At 59.8% G+C, this 21,999-nt stretch carries 20 protein-coding genes and 1 pseudogene; 13 read left to right on the forward strand and 8 right to left on the reverse strand.

What is annotated here, in order from left to right; genetic code table 11:
- Positions 1-41: 41 nt before the first annotated feature.
- Complete coding sequence (locus AC1Z24_RS06310; protein WP_259098635.1) at positions 42-269, forward strand: VF530 family protein; 228 nt, start codon at positions 42-44, stop codon at positions 267-269.
- 16 nt (positions 270-285) lie between these two features.
- Complete coding sequence (locus AC1Z24_RS06315) at positions 286-972, forward strand: Pr6Pr family membrane protein (protein ID WP_483744966.1); 687 nt, start codon at positions 286-288, stop codon at positions 970-972.
- Between the two features lie 100 nt (positions 973-1,072).
- Here AC1Z24_RS06315 and AC1Z24_RS06320 read toward each other — a convergent pair whose 3' ends face one another.
- The 3 genes from AC1Z24_RS06320 to AC1Z24_RS06330 all read right to left on the reverse strand — a co-directional run bounded on the left by AC1Z24_RS06320 (position 1,073) and on the right by AC1Z24_RS06330 (position 5,767).
- Positions 1,073-1,837: a siderophore-interacting protein gene (locus tag AC1Z24_RS06320; RefSeq protein ID WP_483744967.1), complete on the reverse strand. Its 765-nt coding sequence runs from the start codon at positions 1,835-1,837 to the stop codon at positions 1,073-1,075.
- Positions 1,834-2,424, reverse strand: coding sequence for a PadR family transcriptional regulator (locus AC1Z24_RS06325; RefSeq protein ID WP_483744968.1), 591 nt, complete (start codon positions 2,422-2,424; stop codon positions 1,834-1,836). The genes AC1Z24_RS06320 and AC1Z24_RS06325 overlap by 4 nt, the downstream gene beginning before the upstream one ends.
- 211 nt (positions 2,425-2,635) lie before the next feature.
- The gene (locus AC1Z24_RS06330) at positions 2,636-5,767 is read right to left on the reverse strand and encodes a transglycosylase domain-containing protein (protein WP_483744969.1); all 3,132 of its coding nucleotides are present in this window, start codon (positions 5,765-5,767) and stop codon (positions 2,636-2,638) included.
- A 282-nt stretch (positions 5,768-6,049) separates the two neighbouring features.
- Between AC1Z24_RS06330 and AC1Z24_RS06335 the strand changes: the two genes are divergently transcribed.
- Positions 6,050-6,988, forward strand: a complete 939-nt coding sequence (locus tag AC1Z24_RS06335; protein WP_483744970.1) for a hypothetical protein — start codon at positions 6,050-6,052, stop codon at positions 6,986-6,988.
- Positions 6,989-7,062: 74 nt separating this feature from the next.
- Here AC1Z24_RS06335 and AC1Z24_RS06340 read toward each other — a convergent pair whose 3' ends face one another.
- The 4 genes from AC1Z24_RS06340 to AC1Z24_RS06355 form a co-directional block, all read right to left on the reverse strand.
- A complete protein-coding gene (locus tag AC1Z24_RS06340; RefSeq protein ID WP_483744971.1) occupies positions 7,063-7,782 on the reverse strand; it encodes a hypothetical protein in 720 nt (239 codons plus the stop codon).
- A 114-nt stretch (positions 7,783-7,896) separates the two neighbouring features.
- Positions 7,897-9,015, reverse strand: coding sequence for an OpgC domain-containing protein (locus AC1Z24_RS06345; protein WP_483744972.1), 1,119 nt, complete (start codon positions 9,013-9,015; stop codon positions 7,897-7,899).
- A 190-nt stretch (positions 9,016-9,205) separates the two neighbouring features.
- Positions 9,206-10,819, reverse strand: coding sequence for an FMN-binding glutamate synthase family protein (locus AC1Z24_RS06350; protein ID WP_483744973.1), 1,614 nt, complete (start codon positions 10,817-10,819; stop codon positions 9,206-9,208).
- A gap of 100 nt (positions 10,820-10,919) precedes the next feature.
- Entirely contained in the window at positions 10,920-11,723 is an 804-nt protein-coding gene (locus tag AC1Z24_RS06355) for a helix-turn-helix transcriptional regulator (protein WP_483744974.1), read from the reverse strand.
- A 134-nt stretch (positions 11,724-11,857) separates the two neighbouring features.
- Here AC1Z24_RS06355 and AC1Z24_RS06360 point away from each other — a divergent pair, with 134 nt between their 5' ends.
- The 5 genes from AC1Z24_RS06360 (at position 11,858) to AC1Z24_RS06380 (ending at position 16,383) form a co-directional block, all read left to right on the forward strand.
- Positions 11,858-12,676, forward strand: a complete 819-nt coding sequence (locus AC1Z24_RS06360) for a carbon-nitrogen hydrolase family protein (RefSeq protein WP_483744975.1) — start codon at positions 11,858-11,860, stop codon at positions 12,674-12,676.
- Positions 12,677-12,842: 166 nt separating this feature from the next.
- On the forward strand, positions 12,843-14,168 hold the full coding sequence (locus tag AC1Z24_RS06365; protein ID WP_483744976.1) for an APC family permease: 1,326 nt from the start codon (positions 12,843-12,845) through the stop codon (positions 14,166-14,168).
- Positions 14,169-14,436: 268 nt separating this feature from the next.
- Positions 14,437-14,721 (forward strand): type B 50S ribosomal protein L31, encoded by a 285-nt coding sequence (locus AC1Z24_RS06370; RefSeq protein ID WP_483744977.1) that lies wholly within the window; start codon positions 14,437-14,439, stop codon positions 14,719-14,721.
- A 163-nt stretch (positions 14,722-14,884) separates the two neighbouring features.
- Complete coding sequence (gene ddlA, locus AC1Z24_RS06375) at positions 14,885-15,976, forward strand: D-alanine--D-alanine ligase (RefSeq protein WP_483744978.1); 1,092 nt, start codon at positions 14,885-14,887, stop codon at positions 15,974-15,976.
- On the forward strand, positions 15,973-16,383 hold the full coding sequence (locus AC1Z24_RS06380; protein WP_483744979.1) for an NUDIX hydrolase: 411 nt from the start codon (positions 15,973-15,975) through the stop codon (positions 16,381-16,383). The genes ddlA and AC1Z24_RS06380 overlap by 4 nt, the downstream gene beginning before the upstream one ends.
- Before the next feature lie 117 nt (positions 16,384-16,500).
- On the opposite strand, the gene metR is transcribed toward AC1Z24_RS06380, so the two are convergent.
- Entirely contained in the window at positions 16,501-17,418 is a 918-nt protein-coding gene (metR, locus tag AC1Z24_RS06385; protein WP_483744980.1) for a transcriptional regulator MetR, read from the reverse strand.
- A gap of 201 nt (positions 17,419-17,619) precedes the next feature.
- Between metR and AC1Z24_RS06390 the strand changes: the two are divergent.
- The 5 genes and pseudogenes from AC1Z24_RS06390 to AC1Z24_RS06410 all read left to right on the forward strand — a co-directional run.
- Positions 17,620-18,183 (forward strand): annotated as a pseudogene (locus AC1Z24_RS06390) (uroporphyrinogen decarboxylase/cobalamine-independent methonine synthase family protein); the annotation flags it as partial.
- A 253-nt stretch (positions 18,184-18,436) separates the two neighbouring features.
- A complete protein-coding gene (locus AC1Z24_RS06395) occupies positions 18,437-19,429 on the forward strand; it encodes an alpha/beta fold hydrolase (protein ID WP_483744981.1) in 993 nt (330 codons plus the stop codon).
- Between the two features lie 52 nt (positions 19,430-19,481).
- Complete coding sequence (locus AC1Z24_RS06400; RefSeq protein WP_483744982.1) at positions 19,482-20,141, forward strand: DsbA family oxidoreductase; 660 nt, start codon at positions 19,482-19,484, stop codon at positions 20,139-20,141.
- Between the two features lie 77 nt (positions 20,142-20,218).
- A complete protein-coding gene (locus AC1Z24_RS06405) occupies positions 20,219-20,932 on the forward strand; it encodes a GntR family transcriptional regulator (protein WP_483744983.1) in 714 nt (237 codons plus the stop codon).
- Positions 20,932-21,942, forward strand: a complete 1,011-nt coding sequence (locus AC1Z24_RS06410; RefSeq protein WP_483744984.1) for an ADP-ribosylglycohydrolase family protein — start codon at positions 20,932-20,934, stop codon at positions 21,940-21,942. The genes AC1Z24_RS06405 and AC1Z24_RS06410 overlap by 1 nt, the downstream gene beginning before the upstream one ends.
- The last annotated feature ends 57 nt before the right edge of the window (positions 21,943-21,999 follow it).

The following is a 21,999-nucleotide window of genomic DNA, read 5'->3' on the forward strand; positions in this document are numbered from 1 at the left end:
AAGGTGCGCAGCTTCTATTCTTCGAGTTGAAAAGGCCCGGCATGACCACTCCCAACGACAACCCTTTGCATGGCGTGACGCTGGAGCAGATCCTCAATGCCCTGGTGGCGCATTACGAGTGGTCGGGGTTGGCCGAGCGCATCGATATCCGCTGTTTCAAAAGCGATCCGAGCATCAAGTCCAGCCTGACCTTCTTGCGCAAGACACCTTGGGCGCGGGAGAAGGTCGAAGCCTTGTATGTGAAGCTGCATCGCAGCAAGGGCTGGTAACGGCGGGATCGAACAGATGTACAACGAAACACCGGGTAGCGGATCCGCGCCGATGACGTCGGGGCAGCGTCGCTACGTCATTGCCGCAGCGTTTCTGGGCTGGGTCGGACTGACCATCCAGCTCTATCTGATTTTCTATTCGCGCTGGGCCGACCACGCCAGCCTGCTGGGCGGGCTGGTCAAGTTCTTCAGCTTCTTTACCGTACTGAGCAACACCCTGGCGGCCACGGCCCTGACCTGTGCGGTCAGTACTGGCGTGTCGGCCGGGCATCGGTTTTTTCGTCATCCGGTGGTCTGTGGCGGGATCACGGTGAGCATCGTGCTGGTCGGCATCGCCTACAACCTGCTGCTGCGGCATCTGTGGAAGCCGGAGGGCTGGCAGTTCGTTGCCGATGAGCTGCTGCACGACATCATGCCGCTGGCGTTCCTGCTCTACTGGTGGCGGTACGTGGCCAAGGGCTTCTTGCGCCCGGTTCATATCCTGCTGTGGATGCTTTATCCCTTGGGCTATTTCGCCTATTTGCTGCTACGTGGCGACATGCTCGGCGATTATGTCTACCCGTTCATCGACATTGGCACCCTGGGCTATCCACCGGCGCTGCGCAATGCGTTGGGGATATTGGCGGGGTTTGTGGGGTTGGCTGCGGTTTTGTTGCTGGCTGATCGTGTGAGCGTCCGGAGTAAGGCAAACACAGGTCTGTAGGAACGGCCGGGCGGCGCTCTCGCGGCTAAAGCCTCCTACAGGCACGCGCATGGCCCGTAGGACCGGCTTTAGCCGGGAGAATACTCCCGCGTCTGCAGATTTATTCTTGCGCACCCTCCGCGCGCCAATACCCAGCCGCTTTCACCGCCGCCTCATCCAGACCAAACTCATTGAGCAATACCGCCCGAACCTTGCGTGACAGCCCCGACTCGGTGGCGATCCAGGCGTACAGACGGCCTTCGGGCATTTCCAGTTTGCGCGTGACCTGTACCAGGTCCTGTTCGCCACGCACGATCCAGATCACATCGACCTGAGCCGCGCTCTGGAACACCTGCTGCTCGTCCGGGTTGGCGATTTCCACCACCACCAGAGCGGCGCGATTGGCCGGCAATTCTTCCAGGCGCCGGGCGATGGCGGGCAGGGCGGTTTCGTCGCCGATCAGCAGGTAACTGTCGAACATGTCCGGGACGATCATCGAACCCCGTGGCCCGGCGATATGCAGCAATTGCCCCGGTTGTGCCTGAGCCGCCCAGGTCGCGGCCGGGCCTTCGCCGTGCAGGACGAAATCGATATCCAGCTCACCGGTGGCAGCGTCATAGCGGCGAGGGGTGTAGTCGCGCATGGTCGGACGCGGGCCTTCGGCGCCGGGGCCGAAATTTTCCAGTGCCGCCTGTTCTTCCGGGGTCTGGGCGAACAGCAGTTTGATGTGATCATCGGCGCCCAGGCTGATGAACCCGGCCAGCTCCGGGCCGTGCAGAGTGATGCGGCGCATCAGCGGGGTGACGTCGGTCACGCGCAGCACTTCGAGCTTACGGCGTTTGATTTCGTGGCTGACACGGTGGATAGCTTGTTGTTGCGAATTCATACGGACTTCTCCGACGCAGTTTGAGGACCATCAACGATGGCCCTGCCGGTGTTATTGAGCAGGTCGCGAACCCGCAGGATTTCTTCCGGGCTCCAGCGTCCGTGGTGCATTTGCAGGGCGTGGCGCAGGTTGTGTACGGCCTCATGAATCTCCGGCGGCCGGTCATGGCCACGCAGCGAACGCTTGCTGACGTCGATGCGCATACGTACGCCGTCCAGGGCTATGGCCTGCTCCTGCAACGATTGCTGGCCGGCCTCGGTAATGGTGTAGCGCTTCTTGCCGCCGTCGGCATCGCCGAGGATCAGCTCGCTTTCTTCGAGAAAGGTCAGGGTCGGGTAGATCACGCCGGGGCTCGGGCTGTAGGCGCCATCGAACAGGCCTTCGATCTGACGGATCAGGTCGTAGCCATGGCAGGGCTGCTCGGCGATCAGGGCCAGTAGCAGCAGCTTCAGATCGCCGGGGGCAAATACCCGCGGGCCACGGCCACCGCGTTCACGGCCGTGACGTTTTTCGAAGCCATCGCGGCTGTCGCCCGCTTCGAAGGGGCGATGGTGGTGCTCGTGGCGGTGGTGAGGGTCATCACGCATTTCTCTATCTCCTGTTACGTTTAGATATACCTTAAGATATATCTTAAGCGTTGCGCAAGAGAGATAAAGACGAACGGTTCTCATTTGTGAGCTGGATGGCTCAACAATCCGTGGGACCGGCTTTAGCCGGGAAGAGGTGAGCATGATCGATACATTTCTATCGCCTGCCATATCGTCTTCCCGGCTGAAGCCGGTCCCACAGAAAAACGTGTTAATTCATAGCGGTACGTGTTGTCTGGTCGAAGGCGACGGCAGGCACCTGACACCCGGTCCGTTCCCCAGGCTGCAGATAGGGCACCAGAATCGGTGCCATGCCCTTGAGCACCTGCACCGGTAGGGCCGAAGTGAAGCGCAGGCCTTCGGCGGCCCGGCCGGGGACGAAGGCGGTGAGGGTGCCGAAGTGGTGGTCGCCGAGGTAGAACACGAAGGTCGCGGTGCGATTGATGGCGCGCGATCCCAGCAGTCGCCCGCCTGCGCCGAAGCTTTCGATACGGTTATCGCCGGTGCCGGTCTTGCCGCCCATGACCAGGGCCTGGCCGTCGGCCAGTTTGAAAGTGCCTTGCACGCGCTTGGCCGTACCGCCCTCGACCACCTGAGACAAGGCCTCACGCATGGCCGCCGCTACTTCACTGGGCAAGACCCGCTTGCCCAGGTCAGGGTTGTCGCTCAGGCGGGTTTCATAGGGTGTTCCGGCGGCAAAGTGCAACTGGTCGATGCGCAGCACGGGCAGGCGCATGCCGTCGTTCTGAATGATGCCAATCAACTCGGCGAGCGCTGCAGGACGGTCGCCGGAGCTGCCGATGGCGGTGGCCAGGGAAGGCACCAGATGGTCGAACGGATAGCCCAGGCGCTGCCAGCGCTGATGAATATCAAGGAACGCCTCCACCTCCATCATGGTGCGGATGCGGCTGTCGCGAGCGCTCTTGTGCCGGCTCTTGAACAGCCAGCCGTAGACTTCCTGACGCTCGTCGCGGCTCGCGGCAACGGTATCTTTGAATGAAGCCTGGGGATGCTGCATGAGGAACCCCACCAGCCACAGATCCAGCGGATGGACCCGTGCGATATAGCCTTGATCCGGCAGATCGTAGGCGCCGGGGCCGTATTTGCCGTACAGCTCGCTCAGGCGCTTTTCGTTGAGTACCGGGCCACTTTTTTCCCCGGCGTAATGGGCCCGGATAAAGGCGTTGAAGCTCGCCTGGCTGGCGTTGGGCAGCAGGTAACGATGTACGGCGGCCAGACGCACGGCACTGGGGTGTACGCCGTCGAGAAAGGTATCCAGACGTTCTGCGGTGGACTTGTCCTTGTAGCGTTTCCAGAAGCGCAGCAGGAACTCCGTACCCTCGCGGTCGGCAAAGCGGGCCAGGTATTCCTGACGGCGCGGGTTGTCGTCGTCCTTGAGCAGTTCGGCGCTGTTGTTCGGTGCCTGATAGGTGCTGTAGCGCACCAGATCGCGCATCAGGCGGATAAACGGCAGGTTGATCGACTCACGCAGGGCCTCGCGCAGGGTCGGGTTGCGGCTGTTGTCCTGGGCCTGAAAGTTATTGAAGTGGTGCAGGCCACCTCCGGTAAAAAAACTTTCGGCGGGGCTGGCCGAATACTGGCGGTCGAGGGCGGCACCGAGCATTTTTGCCAGATCGTGATCCTTGTTCAGCAGCAGATAATCGACGGCCCAGCGGGTCAGGCGATCGGATTCGTTGACCGGCACTTTGCGCAAGGCGGCACTGGATTGATCGGCGTAACGCTCATGCAGTTCGGCGATGATTTCCAGGTATGTGGTCAGCACCCGCAGCTTGGCGGTGGAGCCTAGTTCCAGCTTGCTGCCTTCGTTGATATCGAAGGGCTGATCGGTGCTGTCGGTCTGCACCCGCACCCTGGCACCGTCAGCGCCGCGTTCGAACAGGGTGAAGCTGTAACGCACTTTGTCGGTGGTTGTCGGGGTCAGCAGGCGCTCGCCGAGCAGGCCGACACTGGCGGCGAAGGTCGGGTCCGATAACTGGTGCAGATACTGGGTGACACGTTCCTGCAGCGGCGCCTGCAGGGTGCTGTCGGCCACCAGATCAAGGCGATCCAGATCATAAAACGGCCGGTCGAGCAGCACCGACAGGCGACTGCGGGCGGCATTGATGGCCTTGTTGCTTTCGATCGGCTGCATGGTCGGCTGCTGCACCCAGTCGCGGTAGGTCACGGTGCTGAGCAGGGCGGCATCAGCCAACCGGGAGTCGATCACACCATTCTGCGCCAGTAGACGGATATGGCTGTCGGTCAGGTCGGAAAGTTCGCTGCGGCCAGTGGCCAGATAATGCGACGGGCGCCGTTGGGCGATGATTAGCGACAACACCTCGCGCAATGCCAGACCGCGCTCGGAGATACTTTGCGGATCGTCGGCGGTGGCCGCCAGCAGCGTGTTGGTGCGGTTGAAGTCGGCGCCGTACCAGACCCGCAATCCTTCTGCCATGCCATGCACTTCGCCATGGCCGGGCACTGCCGACAACGGCACGCTATTGAGATAGTCCCGTACCACGTTCTGTCGGGTTGGCAGGGTCTGCTCGCCAGGCTGATAAGCGCGCACGCTGGCGGAAATCATCTGGCGCAACTTCTCGCTGCTCGATTGGGTCAGGCCATCGGGAGAGTGGCGGTACTTCTCCAGTTGCGTCGCCAGGGTGCTGCCCCCGGCGGATTGCCCCGGCAGGCCGATCAGCTTGGCCAGTTGCGACAGCGCCGCCTTGGCAAAGCGCGGCCAGTCCACGGCGGGGTTGGCCTGGGGCTGCTGCGGGTCGAGCAGGTCGCGGTTTTCGATGAACAACAGGCTTTGCACGACAACTGGCGGAATGTCAGCGAACGTCGGGTAGAACTGCTGCGGATAGCGGAACTGGTACAGCGCATCGCCCCGGCAGTCGTTGATCAGCAGCCCGGCCTGGACTTTCTCCTGATAGGGCACGAAGAAGCCACGCTGGCTGTAGCGCAACAGGGCGGGGGAGAAGCGGGTCTGTTCGGTGATCAGATAGTCGCGCTTGAGCAGACGCGGCAGAAATTCGCCCAGTGCGGAATAGCCCAGGCGCTTGTCGAACGGCCCCTCGCCGGGGTAGACCACCGCCTCGCTGGGACCGGGTTGCAGGGTGTAACTCAGCTCCCCGCTATAGCGGCTGAACTCCTGCGCCTGCAAGCGCGAGCTGCGGCTTTCCGAATAAATGGCAAGGCCCATGCCTACGAGCGCCATCAGCATCAGCAACCAGACAAAACGCCAGAAATAACGCCGACGCCTTGAGGGTTTCGCTGAGGAAACCTGGCCCTGATGGTCAGCATCAACTACCTGCTGCGTATCTGAATGCCCGAATGCGCTCATGATTCAATGGCCCGGTTAAAGCGGCTAATCGCACCTGATTAACAGCTTAGCCGGTGGGCGAGCCGCCGGAGCAAATTATGTTTATGCGCCAGGTATCCACGGTGTACCGGTTAAATGGACTACTTCATGAGGCCAGGCAGTCTGATGTATTTGTAAGACTGTTCTCTATATTTTTTGAGCGGTTGACGCTGCATGAATAAGTTGATTGTGTCGTTTTGTGATTGCGGTGACGCATTGCGACATGGCCCTTAGGGCTTATGGTTAACTCATTGGAGTGAATGTATGAAAATGTATAAAAAATGGATTTTTATTGCAGTTATGCTTTTGAATTTTTTTGAAGCGAATGCTACCCCGTTCGTTTCGCCTGCGCAGCAGATGATGAACCTTAATTCAAAGGAGCGTATTGCAGAAGTCATCGATTTTGAGCAGCATTCAAAAGAGGATCTCAAGGTTTGGGAGTTGCCGGATCAGCTAAATATTATTGATAAAAGGCTTGCCACTGAAGACAGTGTTCACTATTTCTCTTTCAAGGTTATTCGTGGGCAAGATGCTGTCTTGGTAACACCCTTTCACAACATTGGAGAGGTCCCATGGAGGGTGGAGTACTTTCTATCCGGGAGGTGGCAAGTGAAAAACACTAATCAACCTATTGTGTTTTCCGATCTAAAGCCAGATGATTTTGTTCTGGTCAGGATATTTCATGATAAGGAGAAGGTGTTCTTTGGTGGGGCATATGGTCTTGCAATTGGATCATACCCGGTGTTGGCACAGTCTAAACTGGAGGGGCCTGCCGACATGGCACGAGTACCTCTTACCAATATTAGGGTTATGGGCACCCAAACGAACGGGCCTTTGATATTTAAAGCCCTATTTAAAGATACGACTGGCCGTCCATTGAAGGGCGGTATCGCTAAGCTGCATTTATTTAAAACGCTTGACTCTTCCAGGGTTGACGTGGCCCAAAGCGTCGAGAGCGATGAAACGGGCTGGGCATCACTGTCATTTGATATTAGTCGCTGCACGTCAGGCGGGTTCGCTGCAAAGGCGATCAAACCAATGCCTCACGGGTATCTATATACGTGGGTGACTAGCTATAACGTGGGTGGCTGGTATGCATTTGATTCGATCATTGGCAGCGAGGATGTCAATGATCACTACGTATTCGGATTAGGGCACGTGTGCAGTCAAAAAATGGTATCGGCCGTGAAGATCAGAAACTGATGATTTAGGCGCTTGATAAGTGCAGCCACTCTGTGGCCGCACTTATTAAGCCCATTGAAGTGGTTTCTATCCGGTCAGGCTTCCGTGTTTATTATGTTGTATTCTTTCGAGCTGTTGTCCGGCTCCGTGTTCAGTAGGGTGCGGATCGAGTCTCGATCATTGTTCTTGGAAAGCAGGCTGACGTAGTTTATTGTTTCGGAGAAGTTTTCAATCGTTAGCTGGCTTCCAGGTCTTTCATATGTGTAGTAACTTGCAAGTTCTAATAGGAGCTTGGCGTGCTTGACTATGGCGGCGTGCAATGATTTTTGGTTTGTGATCGCTTGCGCCGCTCGCTGCTTCTCGGCAATGCTAAGGCTATTGTTTGGATCCAGGATCTGGATGCCATAATCGCGGTTTAGCGTGACACCAAAAGACTTTTTCATAAGTTCGGGGTCGGATAGGGTACTGTTTTTCCTGAATGTTGCCCATTCTTTATCAACGTTTTGTAGTTCCTGTTTAACGTAAACTTCCATGGCTTTCATGCGAGAGTAACGGCACATCCAGCAACACTCGTCTTCTTTTAGCGCAACGGTATTTCCGCCCATCGGGTCCTTTTCTCGGGAAGTGGCTTCGGTGAGGCGTTCTTTGCCTACCAGGATTGGCACGCAACTGAGCGGCGAACCTGACTCGAATGTATAAAACTCCATGGATTTGATCGCCCGAAGGCTGGCTGGCAGTTCTCGTTGGCTTGGCGCAGGAGGCACTTCTATTGCCTTATAACCATTCACCCAGATTTCGTTCCTTTTGATTTCCATCGATTATCCCTCGGATTAACTGGTTTCCTCAGGATTAGCGGCCAACCCGCAAAAAACTTGGCCTGATAAACCCGTAGGAAAATTCCGAGATGGATATTTATTGCGACTCCGTTCTCAAACCGCCGCCACCCGCGCCGGTTTGTTCAATTGCCTGTTCCACTCCAACCCGGCGGCCATCAGCCCCATCAGCAGCACGCCGAGCAGGGCGGTGCAGATTTGCATCGGCCAGGTATCACCGGCCAGGGCATTTGCCGCGTCGGCGAGGGTCGAGAGCAGTACGCCGAAGCAGAAGACTTCCAGGGAATAGCGGCCCATGCGGCAGGTATGTTGTGCCGGCCAGTTATTCAGCCAGCGGTGATGGTCGGGCAGCAGCCTGGCGATGCAGTAAGCCAGGGCCAGGAAGTGCAGCAGGCGCGCCGGGGCCAGGTCGGTCTTGTAGATCAGCGGGATCAGCCAGTGCGGCATCAGGGCGGTATGCAGATCGGGCCAGTTGACGCTGACGGTGAGGACACCGGCAGCAATGACATAGGTCGCTGCGAGAAGTAACAGCGGCTGTTGGCGCAAGGCGCGTGTCGGCGCGGCATTCGGAGGCCGGGCGTGCAGGGCGCAAAAACCGCCGAGCACGAACAGCAGTTGCCAGGCCACCGGGTTGAAGTACCAGACACCGCCGTTATAGGCCGATAGATTCCAACCCAGCAGAGGCACCATCAGGTAGAGGAGTATGGAGCAGCCTACCGCCACCAGCGGTTTGCGCATCAACACTGGCAGCACCAGGGGCAAGGCCAGCAACAGCAGGATATACAGCGGCAACGGGTCGGTCAGGTTGGGTTTGAAGCGCAGCAGCAATTCATCGGCCAGGGCTGCCTGAGGATTGCCGACGAAATACTCCAGGCCCATCTGCTGCACCATGTCCCGGGTTTCAACATGGTTGTTGGCAATGAAGACGATGCCCATCAGCAGGGTCAGCAGGAAAATATGCACCACATACAACACCCAGGTGCGGCGCAGGATGCGCATACAGGCCACCAGCCAGCCTTCGCGCTGAAGGATGCGGCCATAAGCCAGAACGGCGGCATAGCCCGCCAAGAAGACAAAGACTTCCGCCGCGTCACTGAAGCCGAAGTTACGCAGGGTCAACTGGCCCAGCGGGTTGTCGGGCACGTGATCCCAGAAAATGAAGATCAGCGCCAGACCCCGGAAGAAGTCGATGCGCGGGTCGCGTCCGTCAGTCATAACGGTAGGCTCTTGAGTCGTATTTAAAAGATAGGTCAAGCAGACCTGAGGTTCCGTGTCGCCGGTCAGGGGCTGATCGGCGGCGCGGAGGGTGGCGGGATTTGGCGATAAAAGCAAAGCGGGGGTATTACAGGATGTCTCGAAATACAGGCAGTTCGCCGTGATGGCGAACTGTCTGAATCGGGCTCAATCAATCCACATCATTGGCATCGAAACTGTCGGCACGGGCCATGCGCCACATGCGCGAATAGAAACTGTCGTCGACGATGCCGTTGAGCAGTTGCCCCGGTTGCAGGAACACGTGGGTCTGGGAGAACAGCTTGACCTCGGTGGCCGACATGCGTCGCACCAGGTGCTTGGCTTCCAGTTGTGAAGGCTGATCGAGGCCCGCAGCGGCAAGCATTTCCGCCAGGGCATGCAGGGTATTGCGGTGGAAGTTGAAGACTCGCTGGGCCTTGTCCGGAACCACCAGGGCGCGCTGGCGCAGGGTGTCCTGAGTAGCGACGCCGGTCGGGCATTTGTTGGTGTGGCAGCTCTGCGACTGGATGCAGCCGATGGCGAACATGAAGCCCCGTGCCGAGTTGGCCCAGTCGGCGCCGATGGCCAGTACGCAGGCGATATCAAACGCGCTGACGATCTTGCCACTGGCGCCGAGCTTGATCTTGTCGCGCAGGTTCAGGCCGACCAGGGTGTTGTGCACAAACAGCAGGCCTTCGCGCATGGGCGAGCCCATGTGGTCAGTGAATTCCACCGGGGCTGCGCCGGTGCCGCCTTCGGTGCCGTCGATGACGATGAAGTCCGGGAGGATGCCGGTTTCCAGCATGGCCTTGGCAATGCCCATGAATTCCCAAGGGTGGCCCAGGCAGAACTTGAAGCCCACCGGCTTGCCGCCGGATAGCTCACGCAATTGCGCGATGAAATGCATCATCTCGATGGGCGTGGAGAAGGCGCTGTGCCGTGATGGCGAGATACAGTCTTCGCCCATGGGCACGCCGCGGGTCTCAGAGATTTCCAGAGTGACCTTGTGCTTGGGCAGGATGCCGCCATGGCCCGGCTTGGCGCCCTGGCTCAGCTTGATCTCGATCATTCGCACCTGCGGGTCCCTGGCCTGCACGCTGAAGCGTTGCGGGTCGAAGCTGCCGTCGGCATTGCGGCAACCGAAGTAGCCGCTGCCCAGTTCCCAGGTCAGGTCGCCGCCGTTTTCGCGGTGATACGAGCTGATGCTGCCTTCGCCGGTGTCGTGGGCGAAGTTGCCCAGCTTGGCGCCCTGGTTCAGCGCGCGAATGGCGTTGGCGCTGAGGGAGCCGAAACTCATGGCCGAGATATTGAAGATCGACGCCGAATACGGCTGGCTGCACTGCGGGCCGCCGACGGTGACGCGGAACGAATTGGGGTCGCTCAACGGCGCCGGGCGCATGGAGTGGCCGATGAATTCGAAGCCGGTCTGGTAAACGTCGATCAGGGTGCCGAAAGGCTTGTCCGCCGACTCGTTCTTGGCCCGGGAATAGACCAGCGAACGCTGGGAGCGGGAAAAGGGCAGGGCGTCGCTGTCGGACTCCAGCAGGTACTGGCGGATTTCCGGGCGGATGGCTTCGACGGCGTAGCGGATATTGCCCAGGATCGGGTAATTGCGTCGCACCGAGTGGGGCGATTGCAGCAGGTCGAACAGGCCGACCAGGCTAAGTACGGCGGTGATCAGGGTGAACGGCCAGAGCCATTCGTGCTGCCAGAATGGCAGGCTTGACAGGGTGAACAGCACGCAACCAACGAACACGGCGTAACGACTGAGTAAAGACAAGCTCATACGGAATCCTGAGGGCTAATGGCGGTTGGTAGTCAAAGGGTCTGGCGATCTGTGCCGCATCTACCCAGGGTTTCTTATGGGAGTAACGCCTTGAGTCATTTCAAGCGTTTTGCGCCTGAAGGAAAATCGAAAACAGTTCGGATTGAGATTTGATCCCCAGTTTGCTGTACATGTGTTTCTTGTGCACGCGTACGGTTTCCACCGAAATATCCAGTTTGCGGGCGATCTCCTTGCCCGAGCAGCCGCTGAGCATCAGGCGCCCGACGTCCAGTTCCCGAGCGGTCAGTTGCGCGCCCTTGAGTTGCTGCACCGAAGTTTCCAGGCGGCTGCGCCAGTCCTGATCCTGAGTGGCAGGTTCCACCGACACAGGATGATCGTTCAATTCGAAGGGCAGGCGCTGGCGCAACAGTGCCACCACCCACGGCTGGATCAACGATAGCAGGGCAATGTGCTCGGCGCTGAAACGCTGGGTCGAGCCCAGCGACAGGCACAAGGTCCGCTCACCCGGCAGTTGGCAATTGAACTGGATTTCGTCGGCCACCACATTGAGGCGAAAGTAGCGCTGGTAATACTCGGTGAGTTCGAAATGCTCCGGCGCGACTTCGGCCAGGCGCAGCAGACCGGTCTGCGGGTGCTCGCGGCTGGCGATATAGAAGGGGTCGAGCAGGTACAGACCTTTGAGGTAGTCCTGAAACAACTGGTCGGGGCTGCCGTCTTCGGCAGGGCATTCGGCGAACACCTGGGGGCGTTCATGGGCGCTGAATTGCAGGGCGACCCAGCTATCGAACGGTACGTACTGGCCGAGCAGGCGGACCAGCTGCGCCCAGAAATTGGGCCGGTCCAGTGCTTCGATCAATTGCGCGACAGCACGGTGCCAGGCGACGTCCTGTAGTGAAATGCTCATTCATACCCCTTTAGGGTTACCGCAGCTGCGTAATACCCCGTAACACTTGCTGATGCGCATACTGCCTGCCGAGCCGATGATCAGGCCAGCATTTATTGTGCCGGACCGGCTCCTGTTCCGAACAAGGAGAACCCATGAAGGTCGAACTCGCTCAACTTGCGGGCCAGGACAATGGCACTGCCCATAACCTGAAGAGCGCACTGGCTGCGATTGCCGCCTGTTCCAGCGACACGCAACTGATTGTCTTCCCGGAAACCCACCTGATGGGCTTCCCGTCCGCCGACACCGTCGCGCAGATTGCCGAACCCCTCGACGGCCCGACCGTACAAGCGGTGCAACAGGCTGCCCGGGCCAGGAAGGTCGCAGTCGTGGTTGGCGTGGCGGAAAACGATAACGGCACGTTCTACAACACCACGCTGCTGATCGACGCCGAAGGCGAGATTGCCCTGCGCTATCGCAAGACTCACCTGTGGGCGTCGGACCGTGGCGTGTTCAGTGCCGGTGACCGCTTTGTCACGGCGCAGTGGAACGGCCTGCGCGTCGGCGTGCTGATCTGCTACGACATCGAATTCCCTGAGTCGGCCCGGGCTCTGGCGCAACTGGGCGCCGAGCTGATCATCGTCACCAACGGCAACATGGACCCCTACGGTCCGACTCATCGCACCGCGATCATGGCCCGCGCCCAGGAGAATCAGGCATTCGCCCTGATGGTCAATCGGGTTGGTGAGGGCGACGGCCAGTTGGTATTTGCCGGTGGCAGCGCCCTGGTCGATCCGTTCGGCACGCTGCTGCATGAAGCCGGGCGCGAGCCTTGCCAGTTCAGCGTCGAGCTGGACCTGGCCCAACTGGCCGCAGCGCGCCGTGATTACCGTTATCTGGACGACCAGCGCCTGCGTCTGGCCGGCGAAGTCGTCGAGCACGCCGATGGCCGACGCGAGTTGTTGATGCCCTGAAGTTTCACCCCCGATAAGTCGAGGCGCCCGACCCAGATGTTCGCCATCAAGAGCGAACCCGGAGCGCCCTGAGCGGTTTTGCCACGTACAGCGTGGCAGTGTTTCACCGCATGGTTATGCCGAACTTTTCTCTGCCATAAAACCTATAAATCCGGAGTAGTCGCACATGGCTCATTTGAAACGGACCCTTTCACTAGGGTCGGTGGTGCTGTTTGGCATCGCCTACATGACACCCATCATTGTTCTCGGGACATTCGGCATCCTCGCCCAGTCCACCGCTGGCATGGTGCCTGCGGCGTATCTGGCGGCGCTGGTCGCGATGTTCTTCACCGCCTTGAGTTACGGACACATGGCCTCGGCCTTCCCCGTAGCGGGTTCGGCCTACAGCTATGTGCGCAAGGCCATCAGTCCCAAACTGGGCTTCGTCGCTGGTTGGGCGGTGCTGCTCGACTACCTGTTCCTGCCCATGGCCATCTGGCTGATCGGCGCGGCGTACCTGGGTTCGGCCTTCCCGTCGGTTCCGCAGCCGGTGTGGGTCCTGGCTTTTATCGTTGTTACCAGCGTGATTAATATCGTCGGCCTGAAACTGGCCAATACCATCAATGCGCTGCTGATGATCGTGCAGTTCCTCGTGCTGATCGCTTTCGTTGCACTGTGCATCCATTACATCGGCGGTGACGTCAGCAAGCCGCTGTGGACCCTGGCGCCTTTCGTCAGCGGCGACATGCAGATGCCGATGATCATGAGCGGCGCGGCGATTGCCTGCTATTCGTTCCTTGGCTTCGATGCCGTCAGCACCCTGACCGAAGAAACCCGCGACCCGCGCAAGACCATTCCCAGGGCGATCATGCTGATCACCCTGATCGGTGGCCTGATTTTCGTCGGCGTGTCGTACTTTGTGCAGTTGGCCCATCCGTCGTTCGTGTTTGAGAACGTCGACTCAGCCGCCTATGAAATCGCCCGCAATATCGGCGGCGATGTGTTCGTCAGCATCTTCCTCATCGGCCTGATCGTCGGCCAGTTCGCCTCGGGGCTGTCGGCCCAGGCCAGCGGCTCGCGCCTGCTCTATGCAATGGGCCGCGATGGCGTGTTGCCGAAAAGCTTTTTCGCCGGTTTGAGCGAGCGTTTCGGTACGCCGGTCAACAGCATCCTGTTGTGCGCCGTGGTGGCCTTGCTGGCATTGAAGCTGGACGTCACTACCTCGACCTCCTTCATCAACTTCGGTGCTTTCCTGGCCTTCAGCATGGTCAACCTGTCGGTGATCTTCCACTACTGGATCGGCGGCGAGAAACGCGGCCTGCGCGAGTTGGTGCTGTTCCTGGTATTCCCGCTGATCGGCCTGATTGCCGACCTGTGGCTGATGATCAGCCTCGACAAGCTGGCGATCATCCTCGGCCTGAGCTGGCTGGCGGTGGGCGTGGTCTACCTGGCCTGGCTGACTGGCGGTTTCAGTCGCCAACCGCCGGAAATGGATTTTCAGGAAGCGACGTGATTGTGCAGTGACGCAGGCTTTGAATTGAAATGATTCTGTGGGACCGGCTTTAGCCGGGAAGGCGATGTTCAAGGCGATGAAGATGTATCGAGCTTCATCGGCCTCTTCCCGGCTAAAGCCGGTCCCACCTGTCATTGCCGGACCGTTTTTATTTCTGATCGACCGATCAACTTGCAGAATGTGCCAAATCAATGAGATCGATTGTCATCCGGATCAGTAAAAGTGTAATGTTATAACTATCGAAATTACACGAAGCCCCGGAGGCACCATGAAAGCTGATATCCATCCCGCGTACCGCACCGTGCTGTTCCATGACACCGCCGCCGATGTGTTTTTCCTGATCGGTTCGACGGTCGACACGGACCGCACCCACGCCCACACCGATGGCACTCCCTACCCTTACGTCGCTCTCGATGTGTCCAGCGCTTCCCACCCGATGTACACCGGGCAGCAGCGCAAGACCACCACTGAAGGCCGTATCGCCGGCTTCAACAAACGCTTCGCCACCTTTGGCTCCGGCGGCGCGAAAAAAGATAGCCCGGCCGCTGAATGATGCGCTGCAGACTCCACGCTGTGAACGAACCCCGGTCCGTTCGCAGCGTGGATTTTTTTTACCCGGCTTTTCCCGGCCATTTCGACAATTGGCGGCGCCTGCCACTGGACTAACCGGGCAAATTGCTTTTGACTCTGCGACCTGAAAAACAGGAGTGGTCGCTTTGAAAAAGTCAGTCGCCATCGTCTTCGGTGGGCAATCTTGCGAGCATGAAGTGTCGTTGCAATCGGCACGCAACGTCATCAATGCGATTGATCGCAACCTGTACGAATTAACCCTGATCGGCATCGACAAGGGCGGCCGCTGGCTGCGTTTCGAGGAAGCCGATTACCTGGTCAACCCCACCGATCCTGCGAGGATTCGCCTGAGCACCTCCGGGCGCCTGTTGGCGTTGTTGCCGGGCAGTCACGGCGGGCAGTTTGTCGAGGTCGAGTCGGCCCATGAACTGCCGCGCATTGATGTGGTATTTCCGCTGATTCACGGCGCGTTCGGCGAAGATGGCTCGATTCAGGGCCTGTTGCGTTTGCTCGCCATTCCCTTTGTCGGCCCTGATGTACTGGGCTCGGCGGCCTGCATGGACAAGGACGTGACCAAGCGCCTGCTGCGCGATGCCGGGATTGCCGTGGCACCTTTCGAAGTGGTGCGTCGCGGTCAGGTGCCGGTATTCGCCACCCTGGCCGAGCGCCTGGGCCTGCCGCTGTTCGTCAAACCGGCGAGCCAGGGGTCATCTGTCGGTGTGAGCAAGGTCAATGACGAGGCGGGTTTCAATACCGCCCTGGCCCTGGCGTTCGAGTTTGATCACAAGGTGCTGATCGAGCAGGGCATCGTTGGCCGGGAAGTGGAATGCGCGGTGCTGGGCAACCACCAGGCCGAAGTCAGCGTGTGCGGTGAAGTCATCGCCAACGACGAGTTCTACGCCTACGACACCAAGTACCTCAACGACGGTCAGGCGCGTATCGCCATTCCGGCACAACTGGCGCCGCAGGTGAGTGAACAGGTTCGTGAAGTGGCCTTGCACGCCTACCGGATTCTTGAGTGCGCAGGGTTGGCGCGGGTGGACTTCTTCGTCACCGACGCTGCCGCGATCATCATCAACGAGGTCAACACCATCCCCGGTTTCACCTCGATCAGCATGTATCCCAAGTTGTGGCAGGCGACAGGCCTGAGCTATCCGGCGCTGATTGAGCGCTTGATCAACCTGGCCCTGGAACGTGCCGAAGAAGCCCGACAATTGAAGACGGAAATTTTCCTGTGAAGCGGATCAACATCGCTGCCGCCCTGTTGATCGGCCCGGACCAGCGCACGCTGCTGGTGCGCAAGCGTGGCACTCAGGCGTTCATGCAGCCCGGCGGCAAGATCGACGCAGGCGAGACCGCTGAACGGGCTCTGGTCCGCGAACTGGAAGAAGAACTGGGCTTGCGCATCGACCCGCAACAGGCGCTGTTCCTCGGTGAATTCAGCGCCCCGGCGGCCAATGAGCCGGGGTTTGAAGTGTGTTGTCAGTTGTTCGAAGTGCGCACCGATGCCCCGGTATCGCCTGCGGCGGAGATCGAGGAAGTGATCTGGATCGGGCCTGATGCTTTGTCGCAGCAGGTGTTGGCGCCGTTGACGGCAGATTTTATTTTGCCGTTGTATCGCCAGCGGTCGGCTGTTGACGCCTGACCGTAGCGTGACGAAATGTGTGGGACCGGCTTTAGCCGGGAAGACGTAGGCGGGGTCGATACGTTTCTATCGTCTACAATATCGCCTTCCCGGCTGAAGCCGGTCCCACAGGTTGGGTTATCTCACCGCACTCACCCCATCCAGGGTCGAGAACGAGGTGTCCTTGGCCGTCAGCAGGAAGTCGCGCATGTACGGCGCATCGAGCATATCGGTGCGGATCGCCGCATAAAGCGTCGCAAACAGGCCCTTTTCGCCCAGGCGTTTGCCCTTCACATAGCCGCGTGAGCTGTACTCATGCAGCGCCCAGTGCGGCATGCCGCAGACACCGCGGCCGCTGGCCACCAGTTGCATCATCATCACCGTCAGTTCCGAGGTGCGCACGTTGGCCGGTTCGATATCGGCCGGTTCCAGGAAGCGCGTGAAGATATCCAGACGGTCCCGCTCCACCGGGTAGGTGATCAGGGTTTCGCTGCTCAGGTCTTGAGGCACGATGTACGGCCTGCTGGCCAGTGGATGCTGATTGGCAACCGCCAGCATGGCTTCGTACGTGAACAGCGGCACGTAGCTGATGCCCGGCAGTTCCAGCGGATCGGAGGTCACCACCAGGTCCAGGTCGCCACGGGCCAGAGCAGGCAGGGGGGCGAAGGCGAAGCCCGAGGCCAGGTCCAGCTCGACTTCCGGCCAGGCATCGCGGAACTGGTCGATGGTCGGCATCAGCCACTGGAAGCAGCTGTGGCATTCGATCGCCATATGCAGGCGCCCGGCCACGCCACCGGCCAGGCGGGCGATGTCCCGTTCGGCGCCGCGCAGTTGCGGCAGCATCAGATCGGCCAGCTGCAGCAGGCGCAGCCCGGCACTGGTGAAGCGCACCGGCTTGGTTTTACGCACGAACAACTGCATGCCCAGGCGCTCTTCCAGCTCTTTGAACTGGTGGGACAGGGCCGATTGCGTGAGGTGCAGGCGCTCGGCGGCTTCCACCAGACTGTCGGCTTCACGCAGGGCGTGCAGGGTCTTGAGGTGACGAATTTCCAGCACCGTCGGCGCTCCATGAAAAATATTGAAGATCAACACGAATACAATGAGTTTGTCTCATGTGTGTCCGGCTGTCGATAATTGCGCCATCTTTTACCGGGAGTTTTCATCATGACCTTGGCCCTCACGCCTGCCACTTCCCAGACTGGCGCCAACCCGCAATCTGCAGCCAATTGGGGCGATGCGTTCGCCTGGGCCGGGCAGATTCCCGAGTTTTCCCGCGAGCAACCCTTCACCCTGCAATGGCAACAGCCGCTGTTCGACGAAGTCGGCCAGGCTTTGGCCCTTGGGCAGAAAATCCGCCCGGCGATCATCGGCCCGCTGACTTACTTGTGGTTGGGCAAGGTCAAGGAAGAAGGCTTCGACAAGCTCGACCTGCTGGAGCAACTGCTGCCGCTGTACGGTGAGGTCCTCGGTCGCCTCGCTGCTGAAGGTGTGGAGTGGGTGCAGATCGACGAGCCGATCCTCGCTCTGGAGCTGGCGCAGGAATGGAAAAACGCCTTCGAGCGGGCCTATCACATCCTGCAATACTCGCCGTTGCAAAAGCTGCTGGCTGTGACCGGTGGCGGCCTGACCGACAACCTCGGTGTGACGGTAAGCCTGCCGGTGGCCGGGCTGCATATTGATCTGGTCAGCGCCCCACAGACCCTGCCTGCGGTGCTGGATCGCCTGCCGACCTATAAGGTGCTGTCGTTCGCGGGTCCTTGTGAGCTGGCGTTGTTGCAGCGGGCTCAGGAGCGCTTTGGCGATAATCTGTGGCTGGCGTCTGATTTGAAATGACCCTTTTGTGGGAGCAAGCTTGCTTGCGAAGAAGCCCGTGAGGTCACCATCTTCAATGGCTGAGAACTCTGCGCAGCGCTGCACATTGCTTTCGCAGGCAAGCCTGCTCCCACAGCAAATCCCAACCAACGGGCTACCGCTGATCCCGCTTCATCAAACTGTCACGCAACTGTGGCAGCGCGCCAGGCAAAACATCATCAAACTCGCTTCCTACTGGGGATTTTGTTTTTTGGTGTAATCCATGCGTGTACTTATTTTCCTGGCCGCACTTTTGTGCGGCCTGCCGTCTTTTGCGGCCGCTCGATGCGATGTCAACGTTCCAACCCAAGTTGCCAACCTCAAAGATGTGCACATTGCTTACCAAAGCATTGGTCGCGCCACGGACCCGACGTTGCTGCTGGTCATGGGCCTGGGCGGGCAACTGATCCATTGGCCGGATGAAGTGGTGGTTGCCCTGTGCCAGCAGGGTTTTCGGGTGATTCGCTATGACAACCGCGATGTCGGCCTCAGCACCTGGGTGCAGCCCCCGGCCAGCGCCAACCTGACCTTCGAAGTGCTGCGCTTCAAACTCGGCCTGCCGGTGGATGCGCCGTACTCCCTGACGGATATGGCTGAAGACGCCCTGGGCCTGATGGACAGCCTGAACATCGAGCAATTTCATGTGCTCGGTGCCAGCATGGGCGGCATGATCGCCCAGCACCTGGCCGACCTGGCGCCCAAGCGGGTCGAGAGCCTGACCCTGATCATGACCAGCTCCGGCGCCGCCGGCCTGCCGATGCCGAGCCCGGCGTTGCTGCAACTGTTGGCGCGGCGGGGCGCGCCGAGCCGTGAGGCGGCCATTGAGCAGCAGGCGGATCTGCTCGCGGCGCTGGGCAGCCCGGAGGTGAAGGATGATCGTCAGGTGCTGTTGCATCAGGCGGCGATTTCCTACGACCGCGCCTTTAACCCGGAAGGGGTCAAGCGCCAGATTATGGCGATTCTCGCCGAGCCCAGCCGTGTTGCGCTGCTGGATCGCCTGCGCGTACCGGCCCTGGTGGTGCATGGCACGGCTGATCCGTTGCTGCCGGTCATGCACGGTATTCATGTCGCCGCCCACCTGCAAGGCAGCCAGCTGAAGCTGATTCCGGGCCTGGCCCATCGCTTTCAGGAGGCCTTTAAGGCGCCATTACTGGCCGCTGTACTGCCCTATTTGCGGGCTCAACATAACGACGGAAGGCCCGTGGCACAGTTGTAACTCTGTATCACTGGGGTATCGTGGACCTTTACTTGCCTGAGTGAGGGTCGCCATGAGCACTCCCCTGAAAATCGATTTTGTCGCCGATGTGTCCTGCCCCTGGTGTGTGATTGGCCTGCGCGCGTTGAACCAGGCCCTAGAGCAACTGGGCGATGAAGTGCAGGCCGAGATCCATTTCCAGCCCTTCGAACTCAACCCGAACATGCCCGCCGAAGGCCAGGACCTGGCCGAGCACATCTTCGAAAAGTACGGCTCGACCCCGGAGCAGTCCAAGGCCAATCGCGAACACATCCGTGATCGCGGCGCCGAGCTGGGCTTCGCCTTCAAGGACGGCGACAAGCGTATTTACAACACCTTCGATGCCCATCGTCTGTTGCATTGGGCTGAGATTCAGGGCAAGCAAAAAGCATTGAAAGAGGCGCTGTTTGCGGCTTACTTCAGCGAACACGCCGACCCGTCCAGCCATCGCCTGTTGGCCGATGTCGCCCAGAAAGTCGGCCTGGACCGGGTGCGTGCCGAGGCCATTCTCGCCTCTGACGAATACACCCTCGAAGTACGCACCGCTGAACAGCTGTGGATCGCCCGCGGCATAAATTCGGTGCCGACCATTGTCTTCAACGACCAGTACGCGGTGTCCGGCGGGCAGCCGGTGGACGTATTTGTCGGGGCTATCCGGCAGATTCTGAGTGAGCAGTCGGGTAATCAATCCTGATCACATTGTCCCTCCTTTTGTCCGTGGTCCTAAAAAATCCCTTGCACCCGTGAAAAGCTTGGGTTATCAATTTGTACATGATTAGACATGTTCGATTTGATAAAAAACAGCGCGTGGTGGATGAACTGGCACGGCGCATCGAAACGGGCCAACTGGAGTCGGGCAATCTGCTGCCCGGTGAACATCAGTTGGCTCTGGAATTCGATGTCAGCCGTGGCACGTTGCGTGAAGCCCTGTCCGAACTGAAACGGCGCAATTACATCGCCACCCAATCGGGTGTCGGTTCGATTGTGACCTATGACGGCATCAGCCTTGATCAACGCAGTGGCTGGGCTCAGGCCCTGGCCGACAGTGGGGCGCGGATCAGTACCGAGATCCTGCGTCTGGTTGCGGTCGAGCGCCCGGACATGGCCAGCCGCTTCGGCACCAGCCGCTTCATCGCCCTCGACCGCCGCCGTACCGCCGCTGATGGCGTGGTGGTTTCCCTTGAACGCGCCCTGATCCCGGCCATTGCCGGGCTTGAGAACCTGCCCGCCAGCGGGCTGATCGACGACTCCCTGACCATCACCCTGGCCGCCCACGGTTTTATCGGTGACCGCGGCGATCAATGGATCGGCGCTGAACCTTTGACCACTGACGATGCGCTGTTGTTGGGACGCGAGCCGGGCACGGTGTTTCTCAAGGCCTTGCGCACCACCTATGACCGTCAGGAACGTTTCATGGAACATGTGGAAAGTCTCCTCGACCCGCTGCACTTCCGCCTGCACCTGGCGTTTGGGAGTGCTTCCTGATGTCCGTCGATATTCGTGATCGCGCCCTAGCGGCGTTTTATGGCCTGGCCCTGGGTGATGCTCTGGGCATGCCGACGCAATCGCTCAGCCGCGCCCAGATCAAGCAGCGGTTCGGCGCCATCAACACGCTGATGGCCGCCGATGCCGATCAACCGATTGCACCGAACATGCCCGCTGGTTCCATTACTGACGATACCGAACAGGCGATTCTGGTCGGCGAACAGTTGATTGCCGGTCAGGGTCATATCGCTCCTGCGGCATTGGCCCAGAGACTGATCGACTGGGAGGCGGTGATGCAGGCCAAGGGCTCCCAGGATCTGCTGGGACCGTCGACCAAGCGCGCCATTGAGATGATTCTGGCCGGGCACAGCCCTGAAGAGGCCGGGCGCTTCGGCACCACCAACGGTGCGGCCATGCGCATTACGCCAGTGGGTATCGCGGCCGATATCGCCGACCCGGCGCGGTTTATCGCGGCGGTGGTACAGGCCTGCCAGGTCACCCATAACACCAACCTGGGGATTTCCAGCGCGGCGGCGGTGGCGGCCGTGATCTCGGCGGGGATCAATGGCATCAATCTCGGACAGGCTCTGGACATGGGCATTCACGCCGCCCAGGCCGGTGCCGAACACGGCTACTGGATCGCCGGCGGGCAGATCGGCGCGCGTATTCAGTGGGCGCGCAGCCTGTGTGCTGACTGTACGCCGACGGCCTTGCCGGAGTTGATCTACGAGGTCATCGGCACTTCGGTGGCCTCCCAGGAATCGGTGGTCGCGGCGTTCGCCCTGGCCAGTCAGGTCGCGGCAGGTCGTCTGGCGGCCTTCGATGCGCTGTGCATGGCCGCAAGCCTGGGTGGCGATACCGACACCATCGCGGCGATTCTCGGCGCCATGCTCGGTGCCTGCATGGGGCTGGCCGTCTGGCCGACCAGCCTGCTGATACAGATTCGCAAGGTCAACACGCTGGAGCTGGAGCCTCTGGTCGAAGGGTTGATCACGCTGCGCTCACGCTGAGTGTCTTCATGGCAAGAACGCTGTCGCCGTACTCCAAACGTTCGGCGCGAGGCGTCC

It is taken from the genome of Pseudomonas sp. JL23 (assembly GCF_056933585.1).